The organism is Curtobacterium sp. MCLR17_031, from assembly GCF_003234775.2.
GTDB lineage: Bacteria > Actinomycetota > Actinomycetes > Actinomycetales > Microbacteriaceae > Curtobacterium > Curtobacterium flaccumfaciens.
In genome coordinates this window covers 3407674-3431814 of record NZ_CP126270.1, presented here as the reverse complement: position 1 = coordinate 3431814, position 24141 = coordinate 3407674, and the positions used below count along the sequence as shown (strand labels likewise).

At 71.3% G+C, this 24141-nt stretch carries 21 protein-coding genes; 13 read left to right on the top strand and 8 right to left on the bottom strand.

What is annotated here, in order from left to right; translation table 11 throughout:
- Positions 1-20 precede the first annotated feature (20 nt).
- From DEI96_RS16215 to DEI96_RS16190, 6 genes are all read right to left on the bottom strand, one after another.
- Positions 21-770, bottom strand: a complete 750-nt coding sequence (locus DEI96_RS16215; RefSeq protein ID WP_111024793.1) for an SDR family NAD(P)-dependent oxidoreductase — start codon at positions 768-770, stop codon at positions 21-23.
- Positions 770-1567, bottom strand: coding sequence for an SDR family NAD(P)-dependent oxidoreductase (locus DEI96_RS16210; RefSeq protein WP_258372990.1), 798 nt, complete (start codon positions 1565-1567; stop codon positions 770-772). Before DEI96_RS16210 ends, DEI96_RS16215 begins: the two co-directional genes overlap by 1 nt.
- Positions 1564-2913: an MFS transporter gene (locus DEI96_RS16205; RefSeq protein ID WP_175330793.1), complete on the bottom strand. Its 1350-nt coding sequence runs from the start codon at positions 2911-2913 to the stop codon at positions 1564-1566. Before DEI96_RS16205 ends, DEI96_RS16210 begins: the two co-directional genes overlap by 4 nt.
- An 82-nt stretch (positions 2914-2995) precedes the next feature.
- Positions 2996-4024: an asparaginase gene (locus DEI96_RS16200; RefSeq protein ID WP_111024792.1), complete on the bottom strand. Its 1029-nt coding sequence runs from the start codon at positions 4022-4024 to the stop codon at positions 2996-2998.
- Positions 4021-4395 (bottom strand): hypothetical protein, encoded by a 375-nt coding sequence (locus DEI96_RS16195; protein WP_111024791.1) that lies wholly within the window; start codon positions 4393-4395, stop codon positions 4021-4023. Before DEI96_RS16195 ends, DEI96_RS16200 begins: the two co-directional genes overlap by 4 nt.
- Complete coding sequence (locus tag DEI96_RS16190) at positions 4395-5297, bottom strand: polysaccharide deacetylase family protein (protein ID WP_111024790.1); 903 nt, start codon at positions 5295-5297, stop codon at positions 4395-4397. Before DEI96_RS16190 ends, DEI96_RS16195 begins: the two co-directional genes overlap by 1 nt.
- A gap of 195 nt (positions 5298-5492) precedes the next feature.
- Here DEI96_RS16190 and DEI96_RS16185 point away from each other — a divergent pair, with 195 nt between their 5' ends.
- The 4 genes from DEI96_RS16185 (at position 5493) to DEI96_RS16170 (ending at position 11671) form a co-directional block, all read left to right on the top strand.
- Complete coding sequence (locus DEI96_RS16185) at positions 5493-6545, top strand: LacI family DNA-binding transcriptional regulator (protein ID WP_220039148.1); 1053 nt, start codon at positions 5493-5495, stop codon at positions 6543-6545.
- Positions 6546-6614: 69 nt separating this feature from the next.
- Positions 6615-7919 (top strand): ROK family transcriptional regulator, encoded by a 1305-nt coding sequence (locus tag DEI96_RS16180; protein WP_111024789.1) that lies wholly within the window; start codon positions 6615-6617, stop codon positions 7917-7919.
- Positions 7920-8028: 109 nt separating this feature from the next.
- Entirely contained in the window at positions 8029-8994 is a 966-nt protein-coding gene (locus DEI96_RS16175) for a hypothetical protein (RefSeq protein WP_146246964.1), read from the top strand.
- 268 nt (positions 8995-9262) lie between these two features.
- On the top strand, positions 9263-11671 hold the full coding sequence (locus DEI96_RS16170; RefSeq protein ID WP_284183615.1) for a lamin tail domain-containing protein: 2409 nt from the start codon (positions 9263-9265) through the stop codon (positions 11669-11671).
- Between the two features lie 160 nt (positions 11672-11831).
- On the opposite strand, the gene DEI96_RS16165 is transcribed toward DEI96_RS16170, so the two are convergent.
- Positions 11832-12344, bottom strand: a complete 513-nt coding sequence (locus DEI96_RS16165; RefSeq protein WP_111024089.1) for a hypothetical protein — start codon at positions 12342-12344, stop codon at positions 11832-11834.
- 138 nt (positions 12345-12482) lie between these two features.
- Here DEI96_RS16165 and DEI96_RS16160 point away from each other — a divergent pair, with 138 nt between their 5' ends.
- The 9 genes from DEI96_RS16160 to DEI96_RS16120 all read left to right on the top strand — a co-directional run bounded on the left by DEI96_RS16160 (position 12483) and on the right by DEI96_RS16120 (position 23412).
- Positions 12483-13037, top strand: a complete 555-nt coding sequence (locus DEI96_RS16160) for a DUF805 domain-containing protein (RefSeq protein WP_111024090.1) — start codon at positions 12483-12485, stop codon at positions 13035-13037.
- A gap of 9 nt (positions 13038-13046) precedes the next feature.
- Positions 13047-13889 (top strand): PhzF family phenazine biosynthesis protein, encoded by an 843-nt coding sequence (locus DEI96_RS16155; RefSeq protein WP_111024091.1) that lies wholly within the window; start codon positions 13047-13049, stop codon positions 13887-13889.
- A 240-nt stretch (positions 13890-14129) separates the two neighbouring features.
- Entirely contained in the window at positions 14130-15488 is a 1359-nt protein-coding gene (locus DEI96_RS16150) for an extracellular solute-binding protein (RefSeq protein ID WP_071404684.1), read from the top strand.
- Positions 15489-15595: 107 nt separating this feature from the next.
- On the top strand, positions 15596-16546 hold the full coding sequence (locus tag DEI96_RS16145) for a carbohydrate ABC transporter permease (protein ID WP_110894824.1): 951 nt from the start codon (positions 15596-15598) through the stop codon (positions 16544-16546).
- A 5-nt stretch (positions 16547-16551) separates the two neighbouring features.
- The gene (locus DEI96_RS16140) at positions 16552-17445 is read left to right on the top strand and encodes a carbohydrate ABC transporter permease (RefSeq protein WP_371830315.1); all 894 of its coding nucleotides are present in this window, start codon (positions 16552-16554) and stop codon (positions 17443-17445) included.
- Between the two features lie 39 nt (positions 17446-17484).
- Positions 17485-20496 carry an alpha-mannosidase gene (locus DEI96_RS16135; RefSeq protein WP_111024092.1) on the top strand — a complete coding sequence of 1004 codons (3012 nt, stop codon included), beginning with the start codon at positions 17485-17487 and terminating at the stop codon, positions 20494-20496.
- 312 nt (positions 20497-20808) lie between these two features.
- Positions 20809-21768, top strand: a complete 960-nt coding sequence (locus tag DEI96_RS16130; protein ID WP_111024093.1) for a hypothetical protein — start codon at positions 20809-20811, stop codon at positions 21766-21768.
- 50 nt (positions 21769-21818) lie between these two features.
- Complete coding sequence (locus DEI96_RS16125) at positions 21819-22559, top strand: histidine phosphatase family protein (RefSeq protein WP_111024094.1); 741 nt, start codon at positions 21819-21821, stop codon at positions 22557-22559.
- On the top strand, positions 22549-23412 hold the full coding sequence (locus tag DEI96_RS16120; RefSeq protein ID WP_111024095.1) for an NAD(P)H-hydrate dehydratase: 864 nt from the start codon (positions 22549-22551) through the stop codon (positions 23410-23412). Before DEI96_RS16125 ends, DEI96_RS16120 begins: the two co-directional genes overlap by 11 nt.
- Positions 23413-23639: 227 nt before the next feature.
- Here the strand turns inward: DEI96_RS16120 and DEI96_RS16115 are convergent, their stop codons facing one another.
- The gene (locus tag DEI96_RS16115; RefSeq protein WP_111024096.1) at positions 23640-24077 is read right to left on the bottom strand and encodes a YdeI/OmpD-associated family protein; all 438 of its coding nucleotides are present in this window, start codon (positions 24075-24077) and stop codon (positions 23640-23642) included.
- Positions 24078-24141: the final 64 nt, after the last annotated feature.

Here is a 24141-nt window from a genome sequence, read left to right as displayed (position 1 = left end):
GGCCGACCGGCGTGTGGTGCTCACGGCATGACGTCACCCGAGTTCGGGCCGAGCGTCTGCCCGGTGTACAGGTCCCCCGCTGGCGACGACGCGAGCAGCAGGGCGGTCGGCGCCACCTCGGCCGGGACCCCGAAACGTCCGATCGGGAGCTCCGCGGCCTTGTCCGTCCGCCACTGCGCCGTCATCCGATCCGTCATCGGGGACACGATCGGGCCGGGTGCGATCGCGTTGACGAGCACGCCCCGTCCGCTCCACTCGATCGCGGCGCTCTTCGTCAGCGCGATGACCCCGGCCTTCGCGGCCGCGTAGTGCGCGACCTCGGAGCCGCCCTTGATCGCCAGCTGGGAGGCGAGGTTGATGATGCGCCCGTGCCCGTCGCGGAGCATCCGCCGACCGACTGCTCGCATCACCAGGAAGACCCCGGTCAGGTCGATCGCCATGACGCGCGCCCAGTCAGCGGTGGTGAGCTCCTCGAGCGGGGCCTGCGTGAGCACGCCGGCGGCGTTCACCAGGACCTGGATCCCGCCGGACTCCTCGTCGACCGAGGCCACGGCGGCCTCGACCCGGTCCTCGTCGGTGACGTCGAGCACGATGGTCCGGACGCCCAGCCGCTCGGCGAGGTCCGCCAGGCCGTCGGCGTCGAGGTCCGCGGCGACGACCCGCGCTCCGGCGGCGACGAAGGTCTCCACGATCGCGAGCCCGATGCCGCTCGCGCCACCCGTCACCAGGGCGGTCGTCCCGGTGAGGTCGAACACCGTCCCGTCGCGCATCAGTCGGCCATCAGGATGGTCAGGCCGCCGTCGACGACGAGTTCCTGCCCGGTGACGTAGCGCGCCTCGTGGCTGAGCAGGAACCGGATGGCCGCGGCTGCTTCGTCGGCGTGGCCGACACGACCCCACGGGATCCGCGCACCCGCGGCGGCGAGGCCCGCCGGGCCGAGCGAGTTCTGGGCGTCCGAGGACTGCGGCGTCTCGATGAGCCCCGGGACGATGGTGTTCACCCGGATCCCGCGCGGCGCCAGCTCGGCTGCCGCACTCCGGGCGAGGCCGATCACCGCCGCCTTGCACGCGGCGTAGTGGCTGTGTGCGACCCAGCCGTACACGCCGCCCGCGATCGAGGACACGGCCACCATCGACCCGCCCCGGTCGAGGTGCCGGGCACCGGCCCGGAGCGTGCGCATCACACCGTGCAGGTCCACCTGCAGGATGTCGTCCCACGCCGCGTCGGTCATGGTGTCGAGCGGCTGCCGACGGAGGACCCCCGCTCCCGCCACCACGTGGTCGACGCGACCCCAGCGGTCCACGGCCGCCTGGAAGACGGCGTCGACGTCCTCGGTGCTGCGGACGTCCGCGGTGACCGTCAGCGCACTGCCCCCGGCCGCCTCGACGGCGTCGACGACGGGTGTGGGATCGTGCGGGTCACCCGCGAACACGGGGATGACGATGTTCGCGCCGTACTCGGCGAGCTGCACGGCGAGGGCCGCGCCGATCCCGCTCGCGGCGCCGGTGATGACGACCACGCTGCCCGAGAACTCGGAGTACACGCCGGTCGGTGTCGTGGCGTTCAATGGTCGATCACCGCCACGCGCTTCGTGCCGAGCATGATCAGACCGGAGAGGACCATGCCGCCCGCACCGACGATGAGGGCGGCCGGGCCGAGCCCGATGCTCCCGGCGACGAGGGCCGTCAGCACAGCCGAGCCGATGATGGTGCCGGGCTGTCCCATCGCGGTGACGAACGCGGACCCGGTGGCGCGGCAGCTCGAGTCGAAGCACTCCGCCTGCAGGAAGAGCAGCGACGCGTACGGTCCGAGCAGGAAGAACAGCGTCAGCATGTACGTGACCAGGACGTAGCCGAAGTCGTCCGGCCCGAGCACGAAGAGGGTCCAGCAGACACCCGCGAGCACCCAGCCCACGACGATCGTGGTCTTGCGGCCGATGATGTCGCCGAGCCAGCCGTGGAACAGGTAGCCGGCGGCGCCGACCACGTTCGACAGCACGATGATGAGCAGCGACATGCTCGCGTCGACACCCTTGACGCCCTCGAGCATCGTCGTCCCGAGCACGCTCGTGGTGGTGATGCCGAAGTAGTTCACGATCCACGCGATCGAGAGCACGACGGTGTTGCGTGCGTACCGTCGGCCGAAGATCGCCCGCAGCGGGTTCGGACCCTCGTCGACGATGCCGAAGCGGGCGGCGACCTCCGTGGCTTCCTCGGTGCGACCGGACTTCCGCAGCTGCCGCAGGTACGTGTTCAGACGGTGCTGCGGCGTCTCCTTGATGCCCTTGCGCAGGAACAGCACGAACAGCGCCGGAACGGTGGCGATGAGGAACGCGAGCCGCCAGGACTCCTGTCCGAACAGCCCGTTGATGCCGGCGATGAACGCGGCGGCGAGGAGCGCGCCGATCGGCCACCCGGTCTGGACGAGGCTGTAGAAGAAGCCGCGACGCTTCTTGACGCCCTCGAGCTCGGTGAGCGCGAAGACCTCGTTGAGGTAGGTGGAGTTCACCGACTGCTCGGCCATCCCGAAGCCACTCAGAGCCCGGAAGCCGACGAGCGAGGCGACCCCCGTCGACGCCGCCGTCAGCAGCGACGACAGGGCCGCGCCGCCGATCGTGATCATCATGCCGCGGCGCCGGCCGAGTCGGTCCACGAACAGACCGACGAGGACGACGACGACGAAGACACCGACGCTCACGAGGGTGTTCGCCAGCAGGGCGGTCTGTTCGTTCCACCCGAAGTCCTCGGCGATGCGGGGCAGGAGCGTGCCGAACATGATGAAGTCGTAGACGGCGAGGGTCCAGGCGAAGAATGCCAGGGTCGCGCCGCGCTTGGTCTCCTTCGGCCCGATCGTCGGGAACGTCCCGGTGGCGAGCTCGAGGTCCTCGGGCTCGTGGATGGTCGTGGTGGACATGGTCTTCCTCTCGGTACGGCGGTGCGGCGCTGCGACGGTGTCGCGGCGCGGGCTGACGGGCGGAGGCGGAGCGTGGGTGCGGTCAGGGGTGGCCGGTCGGGGGCGAGCCCCGGCCGTGGGCGGCGAACGCCGCGTGGATGCGGTCGTCCGGGGTGTCGAGGGCGAGCAGCGCGGCCAGCAGGAGACGCGCCTTGAGGCCGTCGAGGTTGCCGGCGGGGACGAGCCCGGCGCCGAGCAGGTCGATCTCGCCGCCCGCGAAGCCGTACGTCGTCGTGAGGGTCGCACCGGCGCCGGTCCGCGACGCCAGCACGACCGGCATCTGCGCGGCGAGTGCGCGGACGGCGTCGACCGTGCGCTCGGCGACGTGCCCGCCGCCGAAGCCCTCGATGACCGCGCCGCGGTACCCGAGTCCGTCCAGGGTCGACAGGACCCGGCCGTCGTCGGCGAGGGTGACCCGGTGCAGGGCCACCGGTGGCAGCGGTGCGACGCGTGTGGTGAGCGCGGGCGCTCGGGACGCCGGAGCGTGGAAGACGGGCGAGCCCTCGGTGACCCGTCCGAGCGGACCGGAACCCGGTGAGGCGAAGGCACCGGTCGACGAGGTGTGCGTCTTGCGGACCGTCCCGGCGGCGTGCACCTCGTCGTCGAGCACGACGAGGACGCCACGTCCCACTGCTGCCCGTGCCGCGGCCACGCACACGGCCGCCAACAGGTTCGCCGGGCCGTCCGCGCCGGGCGAGGAGGCGTGGCGCATCGCTCCGGTCAGCACGAGGGGCTCGGGGCGGTCCCAGGCGAGGTCGAGCAGGTACGCGGTCTCCTCGATGGTGTCCGTGCCCTGCGACAGCACGACGCCCGAGGCTCCGGAGGCGACGGCGTCGCGCGCGGCGTCGAGGGCCCGCTGCACGTCGTCGAAGTCGAGCGAGGGAGAGGGCACCATGCCGAGCTGGCGGGCCTCGACCCGTGCGACCTGCGCGATGGCCGGCACACCGGCGAGGAGGTCGCGGGCTGCGATCCGCGGCACGGCGCCGCAGTCGCGCGGATCGCCCGAGGTGACGCTCGCGATGGTCCCGCCGAGGGCGAGGTACACGATCCGGGGGAGCGTGGGGTCCGTCACGGCAGGGTGTCCCTTCGTCGATCGACCGCGCGGGCGAGGCTGCGGTGTTCCCAGTCGGTGTCGTCACGCGGGTCGGCCCTGCGGACGCGGGTGGCGACGGCCGACCAGTCCGTGCGCCCGGCGCCGACCTGTTCGACCGCGTCCAGGACCCCGTCGACGCCCTGGGCCACGACGCGCTTGCCGGTCGGCCCGACGATCACGAGCCGCACGGTGCCCGGGACCTCGTGGACGCGGATCCGATCGTCCGCGAAGAGCCGGGTCGCCCAGGCGGCCAGCCGGAGCTGCGCCCGCTTGCGCGCCGCGGCGGTGTCCTCGACACCGGCGGCGTACCAGTCACGGTGCCCGCCGTTGCCGCCACATCCGCCGCACATCAGTACTCGCGTGGGCGCTCGGGCTGCGCGAACGGGAAGCGGACGCGGAAGTCGTCGGCGATCTCGTTCATCGTGACGAACCGGACGCCCTCGTGGCCCCCGATGTACTCGATGAGCCGCTCGATCATGAGCAGGACCTGCGGCCGCCCGGAGACGTCGGGGTGGATCGTGATCGGGAAGACGGCGTAGTCGAGTTCGCGGTACACCCAGTCGAACTGGTCCTTCCACATCTGCTCGACGTCGCGCGGGTTGACGAAGCCGTGGCTGTTCGGGCTCGACTTGATGAACATCATCGGGGGCAGGTCGTCGACGTACCAGTTCGCCGCGATCTCGACGAGGTCGATCTCGCTCCCGTGGACGAGCGGCGTCATCCACGTGTGCGGGTCCTGCGAGTAGTCGATCGGTGTCCACTGGTCGCCGACGATCGAGTAGTAGGGGACGAAGTCCTTGTGCTGCTGACTGTGGTCGTAGCTGAACCCGAACTTCTCCAGGAGCGTGGGCGTGTAGCTGCTCAGTTCCCACCACGGAGCGACGTAGCCCGTCGGCTGCTGACCCGTGAGTCGCGTGATCAGCTCGACCGAGCGCTCCATCACCGCGTCCTCCTGCGCCTCGGTCATCGCCACGGGGTTCTCGTGGCTGTACCCGTGCGCACCGATCTCGTGGCCGGCGTCGAACAGGGCCTTGCACTGGTCCGGGAAGGTCTCGAGCGAGTGGCCGGGGATGAACCAGGTCGCTGCGATGTCGGCGCGGTCGAACACCTTCTGCAGACGGGGGACGCCGGTCCGTCCCGCGAAGATCCCGCGCTGGATGTCCGAGGGGGAATCCGCCCCTCCGTAGGAGCCGAGCCAGCCTGCGACCGCGTCGATGTCGACGCCGAAGGACACGAAGATCTCTTTCACCATGGGACACCGTCTCTCGTCGTTGCTGCAATTTGTGCAATCGTTTGCATTGACCGGAATCCTGACAGTCGACTGTTTCGATCGACGTCCAACCGTGTAACCAGTGTGTTTCGGCTCGCCCGGGCTGTCGTCGGGTGCGGCGCCTGCAAACGTTCGCGCCGTCCGGTGTGACGACGATCTGTCACCTAGACTCGACGGATGGGCAGTACGAGCGACGACCCGGCCGGACACGGTCAGCAGGATCGTCGTGGTGACGTGAACCTCCAGGCCATCGCTGCGCTCGCCGGCGTGCACATCTCGACGGCGTCGCGCGTGCTCCGACAGGCGGAGCCGACCAAGGGGTGGAGCGCCTCGGCGCAGCGGGTGATCGCGGCGGCGGCCGAGCTCGGGTACCGCCCCAACCGACTCGCAGCATCGCTCCGGACCCGGCGGTCGAACACCATCGGCGTCGTGATGCCACGGCTCGCCGACACGGTCATCGCGACGATCTGCCAGTCCGTCGAGTCGGCCGCCCGCTCAGCCGGGTACCAGCTGTTGCTCACGACGCCGCCGGACGACATGGGCGCGCAACTGGACGCGGTCGACTTCCTGCTCTCCCGACAGGTCGACGGCCTCATCGTCAGCTCGCTCCACCTGTCGTCCCCGAACCCTCGGCTGATCGACCTCCCCGTGCCGGTCATCGCGACGAACCGCCACCCCGGGGACTGGATGCCCGCCGTGGTCGGTGACGACGTCGAGGGCGGCCGGATGGCGACGGAACACCTGCTCGCGCTGGGGCACCGCCGCATCGGCGTCATCGCCGGGCCGCGCCACGCCAGCACCGCCGTGGAGCGGGCGGCCGGGTTCCGCCTGGCGCACGAGCGGCGGGACCTCGTCGTCGACGACGCGCTCGTCGTCCACAGCGACTTCGAGGTCGAGGGAGGCGTCGTCGGCGCGCACACGCTGCTCTCGCTGTCGGACCCACCGACCGCGATCTTCGCCGTCAACGACACCGCGGCGATCGGCGTGATGGGCGCCGCGCGGCAACGCGGCCTCCGCGTTCCCGACGACCTGTCGATCGTCGGCTACAACGACATCTCGGTCGTGGCGCAGCTGCCCACGCCCATGACGACCGTGCACTCACCGACCGCCCTGATGGGCACCGTGGCGGTGGAACGGCTGCTCGCGGCGATCGGCGACGGGGCGCTGCAGGGGGCGACGCTCCCGGTCTCGCTCGTGGTGCGGTCGTCGACCGGACGTCCGGCGGGCTGATCCAGGACAGGGCGCTCTGACCGGACCACGCGAGCGGGTGCCCGAGCGGCGTCGCGGTATGGTCGCGGCATGGCAGAGCATCGACGCGGAGCGAACCTCCCGTCGATCGGCGGGTTCAACCGCACCGTGGTCCTGGACGCCGTCCGCCGCTCGCCCGACGGCCTGAGCCGCGTCGAACTCGCCGCCCGCACCGGCCTGAGCGCGCAGACCGTGTCGAACGTCACCCGGTTCCTGATCGAGGCCGGCATGATCGTCGAGTCCGGCACCGTCGTCTCGGGCCGCGGCAAGCCCCGCACCATCCTGCGGCTCGAACCGGGCAGCCGGTACGCGGTCGGCGTGCACGTCGACCCGGCCGTCGTCACCTACGTGCTGCTCGACCTCGCCGGCACCGTCGTCGCCGCGTCCACGACCTCGACCCCCACCGCCGACGACCCGTCGGAGGTGGTGCGCACCATCGCCTCGGCCGTCGACGGGCTCGTCGCCGACGCCGGGGTGGCCGTCGACAGCGTGCTCGGCGTCGGGATCGCGAGCCCCGGACCCATCGACGTCGAGGCCGGCATCGTGGTCGACCCGCCGTTCCTGCCCCGGTGGCGGGACGTGCCGCTGCGCGATGCGCTCGCCGAGGCCACCGGTTACCCGGTCCTGCTCGAGAAGGACGTCACGGCTGCCGCGGTCGGCGAGATGTTCCTGGCGGGGGAGTCCTCGGCCCGGAACTTCGCGTTCGTGTACTTCGGCACCGGGTTCGGCGTCGGGCTCGTCGTCGACCACGAACCCGTGCGCGGGGTGGGGTCGAACGCTGGTGACGCCGGGCACATCATGGTCGACCAGGGGTCGCTCGCGGGCACCCCGGACGGCTCGGGCACGCGCGGCGAGGTCGGTGCAGCCGTCGCGCCGGACCGGCTGGTGCGGGTCGCGCGGTCGCGCGGGCTCGCACTGTCAGGCGGCGGCGCGGTCGCCGAGGCGGATGCTGGTGCAGACGCCACCGATGCCACCGACGCCGCCGACGCCGCCGATGTCGACGCCGTGAACGCCGCGTGGGACGAGCTCGCCGCGGCCATCGCGGACGGGGACGACACCGCCGTCACGCTCGCGGCCGATGCCGGCACCGTCATGGGCAACGCCGTCGTCCTCATCGTGAACCTGCTCGACATCGACCGCGTGGTGTTCGGCGGCCCGTTCTGGTCACGCATCGCGAGTGCTGCCCTGCCGGCTGCGCGGACCGCCATCGTCGGGTCACCGCTGCTCGTGCCGAAGCACGCCGTGCAGGTGGTGGAGAGCGACCGCGGTGCCGACGTCGCCGCCGTTGGTGCCGCCTGCCTGGTCCTCGACGCCGCGCTCTCGCCGAGGGCCAGCACCCTGCTCATCCGGCGCTGACGGCAGGGGCGTCGTCGCTCGGCGGCCTGCCCGGCCGGAGCACTCCGCCCCGGCCCGCTACGCTGCGATCCGACGCAGCCGCCAGGTGCGCGGGATCGACGGGGGACACATGACGGACAGCACGGCCAGCACGGACAGCGCGAACGACACGGACGGCACGATGGACCCGCGGTGGGCGAGGGTACGCCCGCTCGTGTTCCGGACGATCATCGGCGCGGTCGTCGCCGCGGGCCTGGTCGGCATCGCCGCGGTGCTGCTCGGCGACTTCGGACGGGTTGCGGTGCAGCTGCTCCTGACGATCGTCGTGGTGGTCGTCTTCGCGCTGCTGTCCTGGTACGACGCCGACGTGTCGTCCAGGCGGTCCGGGATCTTCGCGTTCGCGAGCATCGCCACGTCGATGTACCTGCTGGTCGCCGGTCTGTACAAGGTGTGGATCGTGCCGACAGGCGTCTCCGGTGACGGCATCTGGTTCGTCCTGGAGCACTTCTGGCACTGGATCTGGCTCGTCGGCGTCGCCCGGGTGGCGCTCCTGCACGTCCACCTGCTCCTCGTGATCCACCGGCGGTACCCGACGCCCGTCCTGCAGGTCGTCGCGAAGGCCACCGTCGGCGTCATCGCCCTGCTCGCACTGCTGCTCTCGATCCCGCTGCTCGCGCCGGACGTCGACTACGCCCGGGGCTACTGGCGGCTCGTCTGGGTGGTGGTGATCCTCGACCTGCTCGGGACCGTCGTGGTGCCCCTGAGCAACGCGCTGTTCCGGCCCCGAGCCACGCTGCCGTCGGCGACGTGGCCGGTGCCCGAGCAGCAGCCGGCGTGGAGCGCGACGCCGACGCCCGCGGCTCCCGCTCCCGCACCCGCACCCGAGGTGCCGCTGCCGTCCGCTCCCGCACCTGCGCCCGCTCCTGCCTCCGCCTCCGATCCCGCCCCCGGAACGGTCGTCGCGTCCGACGGGCGTCGCTACGCGTCCCGTCCGTCGGCCTCCCGCGCCCTGGCCTGGCCCCGCTACGTCGACGGCACGCCCCTGCCCGCGCTGCCCGACGGGACGCCGGACTTCTCGGAGGTCACCGAGCGCTGACACCTCGAGCAACGAGTGTGCAGAAGACGTCGGGTTCGCCGTGCGGACCCGACGTCTTCTGCGCACCGGATGCGGTGAGCGCGACCGCAGGGCGGACGGGAGGCGCGGTGCGGGCCCGCCCCGCGCCTCCCGTCCGCACGCGGCGGGTCCAGGGCAACGGGCGCGACCCGGGACACCGCCCGTTCACCCCGCGGCCACCGGGCGGTCGCGTGGATGCTGAACAGTCGTGCAGGTCTCCGCCCGCTCGCTCCCCCGAGAAGGACCCTGCATGCGCGCTCCCGCCCTGCGCCCGCCCACCCTGCGCATCGGCGCCGCCGTCGCGACCGCCCTGGTCGTCGCCGTCGGTGTCGTCACCGCCAGCCCGGCCCTCGCCGCCGTCGGTGACGACGACCCGGCCGTCGGCGCCGTCGCGGCGAACGGCCTCGTCGTCAACGAGGTCGAGTCGAACGCCGACGACACCGACTGGGTCGAGCTCAAGAACACCTCGGGCACCGCGATCGACCTGACCGGGTACGCGTTCCTCGACTCCGACGGCTCGCACGACGCGTACGTGCTGCCCAGCGGCTCGACGATCGCCGCCGGCGGGTACTTCGTCGTCGACCAGCTGTCCGCGACCGCCCCCGGCTTCGACTTCGGGCTCGGCGGTGCGGACACCGCGCGCCTGTACGACCCCGCCGGTGACCTGGTGCTCCGGTACGCCTGGACGACCCACGCGGGTGTCACCTACGCTCGCTGCGCCGACGGTGTCGGGCCGCTCGTGGACACCACGGCCTCGACCAAGGGGGCTGCGAACGACTGCTCCTCGCCCGTGCGGATCAACGAGGTCGAGTCGCAGGACGGCACCCCCGGCGACTGGGTGGAGCTGACCAACACCGGCAGCACCACCGTCGACCTGGGCGGGTACGTGCTGCGCGACAGCGAGGACGACCACGCGTACACGATCCCCGCGGGCACGACCGTCGCAGCCGGGGGCTTCACCGTCCTCGACGAGGCGGCGTTCGGCTTCGGACTCGGCAAGGCGGACTCCGCGCGGCTCTTCGACGCCCGCGGTGCGGTCGTCGACTCGACCTCGTGGACGGCGCACGCCGCCACGACGTACGGCCGCAACCCCGACGGCACCGGCGACTTCGCCGAGACGGCAGCGCCCACGAAGGGCGCGGCGAACCGGTTCGCCGGCGTCGTCACCGCCGAGGCCTGGCCCGGCGGCCCGGACGAGACCGTGCTCGACGACGAGGACACCTTCACCGGTGACCTGAGCGGCCTCGACTGGACGACCTCGGGGAGCTCGCGGGACGGGCAGCTCTGGGCCGTGCAGAACGGCGACGGCCTGCTCTACCACCTGACCTCGGACGGCACGGGCGGCTGGGCGCCGTCGAACGCCGCGGGCACCGACCTGCGCTACGCCGACGGCACGGGCACCCCGGACGCCGAGGGCGTGACCGTCACGAGCGACGACCCCGGCGCCGTCTACGTGTCGACCGAGCGCAACAACGACGTGTCGAGCACGAGCCGCCCGTCGGTCCTGCGCTACGCCACGACCGACGGCGCCGAGGGCACCCTGCGGGCCACGGACGAGTGGAACCTCGCCGCGGACTTCCCCGGGCTCGGCGCGAACGCCGGGCTCGAGGGCGTCACCTGGATCCCGGACACCTGGCTCACCGCGCACGGCTTCGCCGACGAGCGCACCGGCGCCGCCTACGCACCGTCGAGCTACGCCGGACACGGCGAGGGCCTGTTCTTCGTCGGGGTCGAGGGCACCGCGAGCGTGTACGCCTACGCCCTGATGGACGACGGGTCCTCGGCGCGGGTCGCCACGATCGCGACCTCGCTCGCCGTCGTCGCCGACGTGCAGTTCGACCCGACGCTCGACGCGCTCTGGGTGGTCTGCGACGAGGTGTGCTCCGGCCGGACCGCGCTGTTCGAGGTGACCGACGGGGCCTTCGCCGCGTCGACGCTGTACGAGGCGCCGTCGGCTGCCGACCGCACGCTCGCCAACGAGGGCTTCGCGATCTCGGGCGTCTGCACCGACGGGGAGCGCGCGACCTTCTACGCCGACGACAACGACACGGACGGGTTCTCGCTCCGCACGGGGACGTACCCGTGCGAGGGCGGCGACACCGATCCGGGAACGGAGCCCACGCCGACGCCGACTCCGACGCCGGGCGACGGCGGCACGACGCCGACCCCGATCCCGACCCCGGGTGGGACGCCCACCGCGGTCCCGACCCCGGGTCCCTCGGCTGCCCCGGTTGCTCCGGTGGCGCCGTCGGAGTCGGTGTTGACGGAGGCGAACCGTGGCGGGGTGTCGGCTCCGGCGACCGCTCGTGCGGGGGAGACGATCACGGTCACGGTGGGGACGGCGCCGGCCGGTGACACGGTGAACGTGTGGCTGTTCTCGGAACCGACGCTGATCGGCACGGCTGTGGTCGCATCCGACGGGACGGTTCGGGTGACGATCCCGGCGGACACGGTGGCTGGTGCGCACCGGTTGGCGGTGACGGCTGCCGACGGGAGTCTGATCGGGTGGACCCCGATCACGATCACCACGGATGGGCAGCTCGCGTTCACGGGTGCCGCAGGCCTCGGTGCCGGTGCGCTGGTGGCGTTCCTGCTGCTCGCGGCGGGCGCGGGCGTGCTGATCGTGCGTCGCCGACGTCGGACTGTGGCTGCGGAGTAGTCCCCACGCCCCACGGGGGCACTTCGTGAGCAGGAATGGTCGGGTTCGCACAGCGGACCCGACCATTCCTGCTCACCATGCGCGGTGGGCGCGACCCCGCGACGGACTGGAGGCGCGGTGCGGGGCTGTCACGCGCCTCCAGACCGGTGGGTGGCTGCGGTCAGTCCGCCGACCCGTGCATGGTCTGGGTGTCGTCCTGACCGGGGATGGCGTCCTTCGTGGTCCAGCCGTACCAGCGGCCGTCGATCTCGGTGACCGCGCGGCCGTCGCCGCAGGTGACGAGGCCCTTGGTCGGGAGCTCCTCCGGCAGGAAGTCGGCGGTCATCGCCGTGCCCCCGTACGACTCGTCGAGCGGGGTGCAGTCGTCCACGTCGACGCCGTCCTTCGACGCGAACCCGATGACGTACCCGGGCTGCGAGACGTGGAGGCGCACGTCGATGTCCTTCGCGTCCTCCGGCACCCACTTCGGCATGAAGAAGGCCAGGTCCTCGGACTCCCCGGAGCGCGGGGCGTCGGAGTACGCGTCGAAGTGCTTCTGCGGGGTCTTGTTCGGCACGATGTCCTGGATCGCGCTGCAGCCGGCGGTCAGCAGCAGGGCGGACACCGCGGCGGTGGAGGCGAGGGCGATCCGGAGGGTGCGGCGGGCGGTGGTGGGGCGCGTGTCGGTGCTCATGGATCCAGTCTCACGACGGAGGCGACGCTGAAACATCACGTGCACACCCGGAAGTGGTCGGGGGTTACCCCCACCCGCCACGCCGGGCCTGCCGAGGAGTGGTCAGGAGGGCCCAGGTCGCCCCGGTAAGCAGGTCCGGTGCACCAGACGCAGCAGCCACCGGTCGGGGTCCCCTGGCACCAGGCCTCCTTCCCCGCCTCGTTCTCGCGGTTCTGGCGGGGGTACGTCGTGTTCCGGGGTCGTGCCGCTCGTGCCGAGTTCTGGTGGTGGGCGCTGTGGTGGGCGATCATCTCCGCTGCGATCAACATCATGTACGGCATCGGACTCTTCACGACGCCCCCACCGATGCCGAGCCCGGAGGAAGCGCGCGTCCTCGACCAGGCGATGCAGTCCTTCAACCCGTTCCCGGTCTGGTGGTTCCTGCTCACGTCGATGCCGGTCTTCGCCCAGATCGCACTGGGGGTCTTCGTGGTCGTCGGGCTCGCGTCGCTGCTGCCCTGGATCGCCATCGCGATGCGGCGGCTCCACGACACGAACCGCTCCGGGTGGTGGGTCCTGCTCTGCTTCGTGCCCGCCGGCTACATCGTGCTCGCCGTGTTCCTCGCGCTGCCCTCGGAGCCACCCGCGGCGCCGCAGCAGTCCGGGCCACCCGTCGGTGATCGGCCCGCGCACCCGGTCGTGACGCCGCAGTAGCGTCGGGGCATGCAGCAGGAGATCCTCCGGTACACCGCCTTCGCCGCCGAGCCGGGCGGTGGCAACCCCGCCGGGCTCGTGCTCGACGCGGCCGGACTGTCCGACGACCGGATGCTCGCGATTGCCCGGAAGGTCGGGTACCCCGAGACCGCCTTCGTCGTGGGTGCGACGTCGACCGGGCCGCGGGTCCGCTACTTCTCGCCGAGCGCCGAGGTGCCGTTCTGCGGGCACGCCACCGTCGCGCTGGCCGTGGCGCTGGCGGAGCGCGAGGGGCCGGGCCGCCGGGTGTTCACGACCCTGGCCGGTGAGGTCACCCTCGATGCCACCGTCGGTGCGGACGGCGCGGTGCAGGTCGCGATGACGAGCGTCGAGCCGGCGACGCGGGACATCGAGCCGGGTCTGCTGGCGCGGCTGTTCGACCTGCTCGGGCTCTCGGCCGCGGACATCGCTCCGGGGTTCCCCGTGCTGGAGTCCTTCGCCGGCAACTGGCACCCGGTGCTCGTGCTGCACGACCGCGAGCTGTTCCACCAGTTCCGGTTCGCGCCGGGGCCCCTCGCCGAGCTCAAGCGCGAGGCCGGCTGGGCGGGGACGGTCACGGTGCTGCACCGCACCGGCGACCGGGAGTACGAGGCGCGCAACCTGTTCCCCGCCGGGCGCATCACCGAGGACCCGGCGACGGGATCGGCAGCGGCGTCCACCGGGGCGTACCTGCGGCAGATCGGTGCAGTGCTGCCGGGCGACCGCGTCACGATCCGGCAGGGGCGGCACGTCGGGCGTCCGAGTCTGCTGCTCGTGGACGTGCCCGAGGCCGGCGGGATCACGGTGACGGGGAGCGCGACGCCGACCTCCTGACGGACGTTCTTTCCCAGGACGCGCGCGATGGGAAGTGGAATCGGGCGTACCTGGTCGAAACTTCCGACCCGGTACGCCCGATTCCACTCGGTACGCCCGAATCCGCCCGGTACGCCCGAATCCACCCGGTACGCCCGAATCGGCCCGAGAAACTCCTTGACAGGTTTAAGTCAATACGGTGGACTAATCCTGCGCGCGGGCGATGGTGCCCGCGGACATCACCCGTGCAAAGGAGCACCGATGAAACGCACCCGCATCATCGCCGGACTCGCAGCTGTGGCCGTGGCCGCAGTCGGTCTGGCTGGCTGCTCGAGCTCGGGGTCCGCCTCGAGCGACACGATCAAGATCGCGTACCAGAAGTTCGGCGCCTTCCAGCAGCTCGACGCCCAGATGAAGGTCGTCAAGAAGCAGTACGAGAAGGACAACCCCGGCAAGAAGGTCACCCTCGTGCCCATCCAGGCGCAGGGCAACGACTACTACACGAAGCTCGCGCTCATGAACAAGGCGCCGGCCACCGCCCCGGACGTCATGTACGAGGACACGTTCCTCGTCAAGGCCGATGCCGAGGCGGGCTACCTGCTGCCACTCGACAAGTACACGGACAAGTGGGACGAGTGGGACCAGTTCTTCGACAACGCCAAGCAGGCCGGGCAGGGTGACGACGGCAAGATCTACGGCGTCCCGATGGGCACCGACACCCGAGCCCTCTGGTACAACAAGGACATCTTCAAGAAGGCCGGGCTCGACGTCCCGTGGAAGCCGAAGACGTGGGACGACGTGCTCGCGGCGGCGAAGACCATCAAGGAGAAGCAGCCCGACGTCATCCCGTTCAACATCTACTCGGGCAAGGCGCAGGGCGAGGCCTCGACCATGCAGGGCTTCGAGATGCTCCTGTACGGCGCCGACGGCTCCGGCAACACCCTGTACAAGGACAAGAAGTGGGTCACCGGCTCGAAGCAGTTCGAGGACTCGCTCAAGTTCGTGAAGGACGTCTACCAGGGCGGCCTCGGCCCGACACCGCAGCAGGCGCTCGACACGAACGTCGGCACGACCATCGCCCAGACGTGGCTGCCGAAGGGCAAGCTCGCGATCGACCTGGACGGTTCGTGGCAGTCCGGCACGTGGCTGAAGTCCGGCACCGCGCCGTGGCCCGAGTGGAACGACGTGATGGGCCAGGCACCCATGCCGACCCAGAACGGGCAGGCTCCCGGCTACAACTCGATGTCCGGCGGCTGGACCCTGGCGGTCGGCGCGAAGTCGAAGAACCCGCAGGCGGCGTTCGACTTCATCACGAGCTTCCTCGACAAGGACGGCTCGCTGAAGTACGACACCGAGAACAGTCAGATCGCCGTCCGCAAGGACGTCGCGGACGACCCGGCTTACACGGCGGCGAACCCGACGTTCAAGTTCTTCTCGGGGCTGGTGGAGAACACCAACTTCCGCCCCGCGACGAGTGACTACTCGCAGGTGTCCAACGCGATCCAGGTCGCGATGGAAGCGGTCATGACCGGTCAGCAGTCGCCGAAGGACGCGGCTGCCGCCTACGACAAGGCCGTCACGCAGGTGGTCGGCAAGGAGAACACCGTCTCCGCTGGTTGACGGACGTCACCCACTGACGGACTGGAGGCGCGGGGCGGTCCCGCACCGCGCCTCCCGTCCGCTCTTCCCCACCTTCGGAACCCCTCCGCACCCGGAAGGCACCCATCGTGTCCAGCACCCCCCTCGCGCCGACGCTGTCGGCGCCCGGTGCGCCGAAGCGCACCGATCCACCCGTGCCGCGCAAGCGGCGACCACTGCGGAACGTCGGACGAGCGGTCCCGCTCCTGCCCGCCCTGGTCCTCCTCGTCATCTTCCTGCTCGGCCCCGTCATCTCGTCGTTCTACGGGTCGTTCACCAACTCGGCCCTGACCGGTGCCAGTGCGGCCGACCAGCAGTTCGTCGGCTTCCAGAACTACGTCGAGCTGTTCCAGGACCCGGACTTCCCGAAGTCCGTCATCCTGACCGTCGTCTTCCTGCTGGCCTCGGCCGTGGTGGGACAGAACGTGCTCGGCCTCGGACTGGCCCTGCTCATGCGCTCGGCGAACAAGGCCGTCCGGGCGATCGTCGGCACCTTCGTGGTGGCCGCGTGGGTCCTGCCGGAGATCGTGGCGTCGTTCGCGGCGTACGCGTTCTTCAACGACGAGGGGACGCTCAACACGTTCCTCGCGTCGATCGGGATCACCGGCGCCAACTGGCTCTACACGTACCCGATGCTCGCCGTGATCCTGGCGAACATCTGGCGCGGCACCGCGTTCTCGATGCTCGTCTACTCCGCCGCCGTGCAGGAGGTCCCCGAGGAGATCACCGAGTCCGCCGAGGTCGACGGAGCCACCGGCTGGCAGCGGCTCGTCTACATCACGCTCCCGGTGATCCGCCGGAGCATCTCGACGAACCTCATGCTCACGACGCTGCAGACCCTGTCGGTCTTCACGCTGATCTTCGTGATGACCGGCGGCGGTCCGGGCACGAACTCGTCGACCCTGCCGATCCTGGCGTACCAGGAGGCGTTCAAGTTCTCGCAGCTCGGCTTCGGGACGGCGATCGCGACCATCCTGCTCGTGGTGGGGGCGGTCTTCTCGATCATCTACATCCGAGCCCTCAAGCCGGAGGTGGACTGATGGCCATGACAGCCCCGTCCCTCGACCAGACCACGACCCGCTCGGTGACCGCACCGGGGTCGATGCACATGACGTCCCCGCGCGGCCGCACCATGCGGTGGGTGTCGAACGTCGTGCTGCTCGTCATCGCGGTGTGCTTCGCGGTGCCGCTGCTCTGGCTCGTGCTCGCCTCGTTCGACACCCAGGCCTCGCTGTCGGTGAAGCTGCCCTCGCAGTTCACGCTCGACAACTTCGCGAAGGTGCTCACCCCCGAGCTGTCGTTCATCCCGCTCGCGAACAGCCTGCTGCTCTCCGGCGGCACCGCGGTCGTCACCGTGGTGTTCGCCCTGCTCGCCGCGTACCCGCTGTCCCGGTACAAGATGCGCGTCAACAAGCCGTTCCTGTACAGCATCCTGTTCGGCACCGGCCTGCCGATCACCGCGATGATGGTGCCCGTCTACGCACTGTTCGTGTCGCTCAACCTGATCGACAACGTGTGGGGCTGCATCTTCTTCCTCGCCGCCACGTCGCTGCCGATGGCGATCTGGATGGCGAAGAACTTCATGGACTCGGTGCCGATCTCGCTCGAAGAGGCGGCGTGGACCGACGGCGCCTCGATGCTCACCACCCTGACCCGCATCGTCATCCCGCTCATGCGTCCGGGCATCGCGGTCGTGTTCATCTTCGTGTTCATCCAGGCGTGGGGGAACTTCTTCGTCCCGTTCGTCCTGCTGCTCTCGCCCGAGAAGGTGCCCGCCGCGGTGAGCATCTTCAACTTCTTCGGGCAGAACGGGGCGGTGGCGTACGGCCAGCTCGCCGCGTTCTCGATCGTCTACTCCGTGCCCGTCATCGCCCTCTACGTGATCGTGTCCCGAGGCCTCGGCGGCGGCAACGCCCTCGCCGGCGGCATCAAGGGCTGATCCGCCGGTCCACCCCGGCACACTCTCGAAAGGAAGCACATGCACCAGGACGAACCGCTCGTCGAGGCCCGGATCGCCCGCCTCGTGCGCGACCGTGTCGACCCCGCCGTCCTCCGTCGCTCGGCGCCGGTGACGATCGAGGCGTGGGAGGTGCCGGGCGAGCCGGTGCCGTTCGACGCCGCCGTGGGCGAGACGTACACACCGTTCACGGTGGGGTCGCACTGGGGCGGACGCCCGTGGGGCACGACGTGGTTCCGGGTGACCGGGACCGTGCCGGCGGACTTCGGCACCGCGCCGGGGACCACCGCCGAACTCCTCGTCGACCTGGGGTTCACCAAGCGGCAGCCCGGGTTCCAGGCCGAGGGACTCGCGTTCCGCGCCGACGGCTCCACGATCAAGGCGATCGAGCCGCGGAACGACACCGTGCCGCTCGAGGTCGGCCCGGGGGAGTCCTTCGAGCTCTGGATCGAGGCCGGGGCGAACCCGGACATCGGCGGTGACTCGTTCCAGGGCGCGACGCCGCTCGGCTCGCGCTCCACCGCCGGTGACGAGCCGATCTACCGCCTGAAGGCCCTCGAGGTCGTCGAGCGGGACGACACCGTGTGGGAACTGCAGCAGGACCTCTGGGTGCTGCGCGGGCTGATGGCCGAGCTCCCCACCGACGGCACCCGGGGCGCCGACATCCTGCGGGCACTCGAACGCGCCGCCGACGCACTCGACCCGGACGACGTCGCCGGCACCGCCGCGGACGCCCGTCAGGTCCTGGCGCCCGTGCTCGCCGTCCCCGCCAGCCCCGCCGCCCACCGTGCGATCGCTGTCGGGCACGCCCACATCGACTCCGCCTGGCTGTGGCCCGTGCGCGAGACGAAGCGCAAGTGCGCCCGGACGTTCTCGAACGTGCTCGACCTGATGGACCGCGACCCCGACTTCACCTTCGCCTGCTCGTCCGCCCAGCAGTACGCCTGGATCCGCGACGAGTACCCGTCCATCTGGACCCGCATCAAGCAGCGCGTCGCCGAGGGGCGGTGGATCCCGGTCGGCGGCATGTGGGTCGAGTCGGACACCAACCTGCCCGGCGGTGAGGCCCTGGCCCGCCAGTTCGTCGCCGGCAAGCGCTTCTTCCTGGAGGAGTTCGGGATCGACACCCCCGAGGCCTGGCTCCCCGACTCGTTCGGCTACTCGGGTGCCCTGCCGCAGATCGTCCGCGCCGCCGGATCGAAGTGGTTCGTCACCCAGAAGCCGTCGTGGAACGAGACGAACGTCATCCCGCACACCTCGTTCCACTGGGAGGGCATCGACGGCTCGCGCGTCCTGACGCACCTGCCCCCGGCCGACACCTACAACTCCGACGTCTCGCCCGCCGACCTGCGCCGCGGCGAACGGAACAACAAGGAACGCGGCACCGCGAACACCTCGATGCTGCTGTACGGCTTCGGGGACGGCGGTGGCGGTCCCACCCGCGAGATGGTCGGTGCCGCACACCGCCAGCACGACCTCGACGGGTCACCCCACGTGACACTCGGCACGCCGGCGCAGGTGTTCGAGCAGCTCGAGGCCGAACTGCCGACGCCCGGGGTCTGGTCAGGGGAGATGTACCTCGAGTTCCACCGCGGCACCTACACGTCGCAGATCCGCACGAAGCAGGGCAACCGCCGCTCCGAGCACCTGCTCCGCGAAGCCGAGCTCTGGGCGGCGACGGCGGCGGTCCGGCTCGGCAGCGAGTACCCGTACGCCGATCTCGAGGACGCCTGGCACACCGTCCTGCTGCAGCAGTTCCACGACATCCTGCCCGGGTCCTCGATCGCGTGGGTGTACGAGAACGCCGAGGAGCAGTACGCCCGGGTCGCCGAGGTGCTCGAGGGGCTGATCGGCAGCGCGACGACGGCGCTCGCCGGCACTGCCGACGACACCGCGTCGGTCGTGCGCTTCAACGCCTCGCCGGTCGCGGCGGGGGACGTGACCGCCCTGGCAGGTTCGGTCGTCCACGCGCCGCGACCCGTGCCTCCCGTCCGGAGCGGCGACCGCTTCGTCTTCGACACCGGCGTCGTCGCCGCGACCATCGACGCTGCCGGGCACGTCGTCTCGTTCGTCGACCACGCCACCGGACGTGACGCGATCGCACCAGGCGCCGCGGCGGCGGAGTACACGGTCTTCCGGGACACCCCGAACCAGTGGGAGGCGTGGGACATCGACCGCGCGTACCAGCGCAACGGCACGGTGCTGTCGGCGTCGTCGGTCGCGATCGCAGGTGACGAGCTCGTCGTGGAACGGTCCTTCGGATCATCGACGCTCACCACGCGCTACTCCGCCGTGCAGGGCGAACCGGAGCTGACCGTCGAGACCGAGGTCGACTGGCACGAGCACCAGAAGCTGCTGAAGCTCGCGTTCCCGATCGACGTGCTCGCATCGTCGGCCTCGAGCGAGATCCAGTTCGGGCACATCGACCGGCCGACGCACCAGAACACCTCGTGGGACCACGCCCGCTTCGAGACCTCGGCACACCGCTGGGTGCACGTCGCGGAGCCCGGGTTCGGCGTCGCCGTGGCGAACGACTCGACCTACGGCCACGACATCACACGCGAGACCCGGCCGGACGGCGGGATCACCACGCTCGTGCGGGAGTCGCTGCTGCGCGGGCCGACGTTCCCGGACCCGAACGCCGACCAGGGGCACCACGTGTTCCAGACCGTGCTGCGGATCGGGGCCTCGGTGCTCGACGCCGCCGACTCCGGGTACCGGCTGAACCTGCCGGTGCGGAGCGTCCCCGGGTCGGCCGAGGTCGCGCCGCTCGTCACGGTGTCGTCGCCGCAGGTGTTCGTCGAGGCCGTCAAGCTCGCCGAGGACCGCTCGGGAGACGTCGTCGTGCGCCTGTACGAAGGACTCGGGGGCCGGGCTGCTGACGTCGGGGTCTCCTTCGGGTTCGACGCTGCGTCGGTGGCGCAGGTCGACCTGCTCGAACGGCCGCTGGAGCGTTCGTGGTCGGCCGGGGAGCCGGTCGTGCTGACCCTGCGTCCGTTCGAGATCGTGACGCTGCGCGTGCGTCGGGCCTGAGGCAGCGGGCCCGGCGTTCGGTCGGGGAGAGACCGCGGCGCCGGACGGGACACGGGTGCGTTCCGTTCGGCGCCGTGTTGCGTGGGTGCGGGTGCGAGGGAGCGCATGGGCTGCGTCGGGTGGGGCGGGTGGCCTGGTCGAATCGGGCGTACCTGGTCGGAACTTCTGGCCAGGTATGCCCGATTCCGCTTGGTATCGCGGCCGTTCTGGGAAGGAACGTCTCCCCTCCACAACCGCCCAGGCCTGGAGGCCCGTCCACAGTTCCCGACATCGGCCTCCGGAACGGATGGCCGGTCCGGCATCGTCACGTGCATGAACGAGTCGCTGCCCATCCTCCGAGCCTCCGCCATGCACGAGGCCGGCCTCGACGCCACCACCCTGCGCCGCCGGACCCGGATCCAGGGTGTGGGCCGCCTGGTCCGGGTCGGGCTGAACGCCTTCGTCGACGGTGCCGCGTGGGACGCCGCCGGGCCTCGTCAGCGGTACGTCACCCGGGTGTTCGCGCGGCTCGGCCGCCTCGGCACACGGGCGACGGCATCGCACCTGTCCGCCGCGGCCGTGCACGGTCTCCCGGCGCTCGGCGGGTGGGACGTCCCGGTGCACGCGACGGTGCCCGAGTCGATGTACCGGGGCAGGAGCGCCGAGCTGGTCCTGCACACGAGACCCGTCGGCCGGGCCGAACGGATCACGGTCGGTGCGCTCGCCGTCACCTCCGTTCCCCGGACCGTCGTCGACATCGCGATGTCCGGCGACCTGCGGGCGGGCGTCGTGATCGCGGACGCCGCGCTGCGACGTGGCGTCGACGCAGACGACCTCCGACGAGCGGTTCCTCCGAAGGCTCGCGCCCGCGCGCTGGCGCAGCAGGTGCTCGACCTGGCCGATGCTCGCTCCGGGTCACCGGCCGAGTCGCTCGCTCGGGTCGTGTTCCGGGAGCTCGGGCTTCCGGACCCGCTGCTGCAGCAGGAGTTCGTCGTCGACGGCCGTCGGTCCGCAGTCGACTTCTGGTTCCCGGACCACGGGGTCATCGTCGAGATCGACGGACGGGCCAAGTACTCCCAGGAGCGCTACCTGGGCGGCCGGAGTCCGACCGAGGTGTTCCTCGACGAGAAGCGGCGGCACGGCCGGTTGCTCACCGTGCCGGGTGTGCGGACGATCATCCGGCTCGAATGGCGAGACCTGTTCGACCTCGATGCGCTGGCGCTGCGACTCCGGGCGGCGGGGCTCCCGTGCGCTGTCCGACCGGTCCGGAGCGCTCGGCTCCGTACGGGGTGACCGTCCGGTGGCGGTGAACCGGCACAGCACGCTCTGGCTAGCGTGGCGGCATGGCAGTGCAGGAGATCTGGCTCGTCCGTCACGGCGAATCGGTCGCGAACGTCGCAGCGGCTCGGGCCGAAGCCGCGGGCGACGACGTCATCGACGTCGAGTTCCGGGACGCCGACGTCCCGCTCAGCCCGCTCGGCACCGATCAGTCCCGTGCCCTCGGCCAGGAGCTCGCCGACCGCGGGATCGACGATGTCCCCGTCGCGCTGTGGGTGTCGCCGTACCTCCGTGCGCAGCAGACCATCGCGATCGCGCTCGAGGCAGCCGGCCTCGCCGAGCCCGAGAAGCGGGTGGACGAGCGCCTCCGTGACCGTGAACTCGGCGTCCTCGACCTGCTGACCCTGCAGGGCGTCCGCAACCGGTACCCGGACGAGGAACGCCGCCGACAGTGGCTCGGCAAGTACTACCACCGGCCGGCAGGCGGGGAGTCGTGGGCGGACGTGATGCTCCGGCTTAGGTCGCTCCTGGGCGACCTCGAGCGGGTCGACGGTGTCGAGCGCCTGGTGATCGCCGCGCACGACGCCGTGGTGATGCTCGCCGTCGCGGTGTGCCTGGACCTCGACGAGCCGGCACTCATGGAGTTCGCCCGGACCCACGCCGTCGCGAACGCCTCCCTCACCCGACTCCGTCGTGACGATGCCGGATCGCCGTGGGTGCTCGAGGAGTTCTCCTCGGTCGGACACCTGGACGACGACGAGGTCACCCAGCACACCGGCCGGAAGGACGACGAACATGTCCACTGAACCCGTCACCCCGAACTTCTTGCGGGACTGGCCACTGCCCGAACCAGGTGCCGGCAAGTACGGCCGCGGGCAGGTGCTCATCGTCGGCGGCGCCGCTCGGACTCCCGGCGCCGCGATGCTCTCCGCGCTCGCCGCACTCCGCGTCGGCGCAGGTCGCCTCACCCTGGCGGTCGGCCGGAGCGTCGCGAACGAGGTCGCGGTCGTCGTGCCCGAGTCCGGGGTCGAACCCCTCGACGAGGACCAGGACGGTCACATCGCCGTCGGTGCAATCGAGGGCATCGCGGACAGCGCCTCGAGCGCCGATGCCGTGCTGGTCGGGCCGGGTCTCGACGAGCCGGACGGTTCCCGCGACCTCGTGGCCGGGCTCGCCGACGTCGTCGGTCCGCAGACCACCGTCGTACTCGACGCCTTCGCTCTCGGTGTGGCTGCCGACGTGCGGGACCGCCTCGAACCGCTGCGTGGACGGCTGGTGATGACGCCGAACGCCGGTGAAGCCGAACGCCTGCTCGGGCGGGAGTGCAGCGACGACGACGTGGCCGACGCCGTCGCGATCGCGAACCGCTTCGGAGCGGTCGTGGCCCTCGGCGACGCCATCGCCACACCGCAGGGTCGGGCGTGGCTCAAGGGCACCGGCTCCGGCGGTCTCGGCACGAGCGGCAGTGGCGACGTGCTTTCCGGTGCGGTCACCGGCCTGCTCGCCCGCGGCGCCGATCCGGCACAGGCCGTGGCGTGGGCGTCCTACGTGCACGCTGCCGCAGGTGACCGACTCGCGGTGCAGGTCGGGCCGCTCGGGTACCTGGCGAGCGAACTCGTGACCGAGATCCCGCGGGTCCTGGTCGAACTCGGGGCCTGAGCGCGCCCGTTCTTTCCCAGAACGCCCTCGGTACCCGGTGCTTTCGGGCATACCTGGCGAGAACTTCCGACCAGGTACGCCCGAATCGACCAGGTACGCCCGAATCGACCAGGTACGCCCGAATCGACCAGGTACGCCCGGAACGACCAGGTACGCCCGGAACGACCAGGTACGCCCGGAACGACCGGGCCGCCCGACCTCGACCAGGCCCCGACCCCGACCGACCCCTACCCCCGCAGGGACTCCACGGCCTTCTCGATCCGCCGGGCCCGGGTCTCCGGGGCCTTCGCCTGCGTGACCGGGGCGGCGAGCGCCCGCTGCCGCGAGTTCGACAGGGTGTCGAACGCCGCACGCACCCCTGCCTCCTGCAGCGCGGTGGCCAGGTCCTCCGGCAGGTCGACGGTCCGGGGCAGGGTGTCGACCTCGAGCGAGACCTCGACGGTGTCCCCGGCGGTGATCCCGGCGGCCGGACGGTGCGAGGCCGACAGCGGCACCAGGAACTGCTCGTCCATGACCCCGACGGTGGAGCGGTAGGTGTAGCCCCGGTTGATCGTGACGACCACGGCGGGGCGCTTGCCGGATCCGAGCGCCTCGATGACGGACTCCGGGACGGGGAGTCCGGTCGCCGTCTTCCGTGCCAGCAGGACCGTCGTCGTGAACCGCATCCGTGCCTCCAAGCCTGGTGTGGGCGCGACCATGCGCCCAGAACGAGCAAAGCGTACAGCCGCA

Bases quoted from the DNA above. Each gene is read 5' to 3' on its own strand.
- DEI96_RS16170 (WP_284183615.1), top strand. From the start codon at position 9,263: ATGCGCGCTCCCGCCCTGCGCCCGCCCACCCTGCGCATCGGCGCCGCC.
- DEI96_RS16195 (WP_111024791.1), bottom strand. From the start codon at position 4,395: ATGTGCGGCGGATGTGGCGGCAACGGCGGGCACCGTGACTGGTACGCC.
- DEI96_RS16125 (WP_111024094.1), top strand. From the start codon at position 21,819: ATGGCAGTGCAGGAGATCTGGCTCGTCCGTCACGGCGAATCGGTCGCG.
- DEI96_RS16175 (WP_146246964.1), top strand. From the start codon at position 8,029: ATGACGGACAGCACGGCCAGCACGGACAGCGCGAACGACACGGACGGC.
- DEI96_RS16205 (WP_175330793.1), bottom strand. From the start codon at position 2,913: ATGTCCACCACGACCATCCACGAGCCCGAGGACCTCGAGCTCGCCACC.
- DEI96_RS16130 (WP_111024093.1), top strand. From the start codon at position 20,809: ATGAACGAGTCGCTGCCCATCCTCCGAGCCTCCGCCATGCACGAGGCC.
- DEI96_RS16185 (WP_220039148.1), top strand. From the start codon at position 5,493: ATGGGCAGTACGAGCGACGACCCGGCCGGACACGGTCAGCAGGATCGT.
- DEI96_RS16120 (WP_111024095.1), top strand. From the start codon at position 22,549: ATGTCCACTGAACCCGTCACCCCGAACTTCTTGCGGGACTGGCCACTG.
- DEI96_RS16165 (WP_111024089.1), bottom strand. From the start codon at position 12,344: ATGAGCACCGACACGCGCCCCACCACCGCCCGCCGCACCCTCCGGATC.
- DEI96_RS16155 (WP_111024091.1), top strand. From the start codon at position 13,047: ATGCAGCAGGAGATCCTCCGGTACACCGCCTTCGCCGCCGAGCCGGGC.
- DEI96_RS16180 (WP_111024789.1), top strand. From the start codon at position 6,615: ATGGCAGAGCATCGACGCGGAGCGAACCTCCCGTCGATCGGCGGGTTC.
- DEI96_RS16150 (WP_071404684.1), top strand. From the start codon at position 14,130: ATGAAACGCACCCGCATCATCGCCGGACTCGCAGCTGTGGCCGTGGCC.
- DEI96_RS16140 (WP_371830315.1), top strand. From the start codon at position 16,552: ATGACAGCCCCGTCCCTCGACCAGACCACGACCCGCTCGGTGACCGCA.
- DEI96_RS16115 (WP_111024096.1), bottom strand. From the start codon at position 24,077: ATGCGGTTCACGACGACGGTCCTGCTGGCACGGAAGACGGCGACCGGA.
- DEI96_RS16215 (WP_111024793.1), bottom strand. From the start codon at position 770: ATGCGCGACGGGACGGTGTTCGACCTCACCGGGACGACCGCCCTGGTG.
- DEI96_RS16190 (WP_111024790.1), bottom strand. From the start codon at position 5,297: ATGGTGAAAGAGATCTTCGTGTCCTTCGGCGTCGACATCGACGCGGTC.
- DEI96_RS16135 (WP_111024092.1), top strand. From the start codon at position 17,485: ATGCACCAGGACGAACCGCTCGTCGAGGCCCGGATCGCCCGCCTCGTG.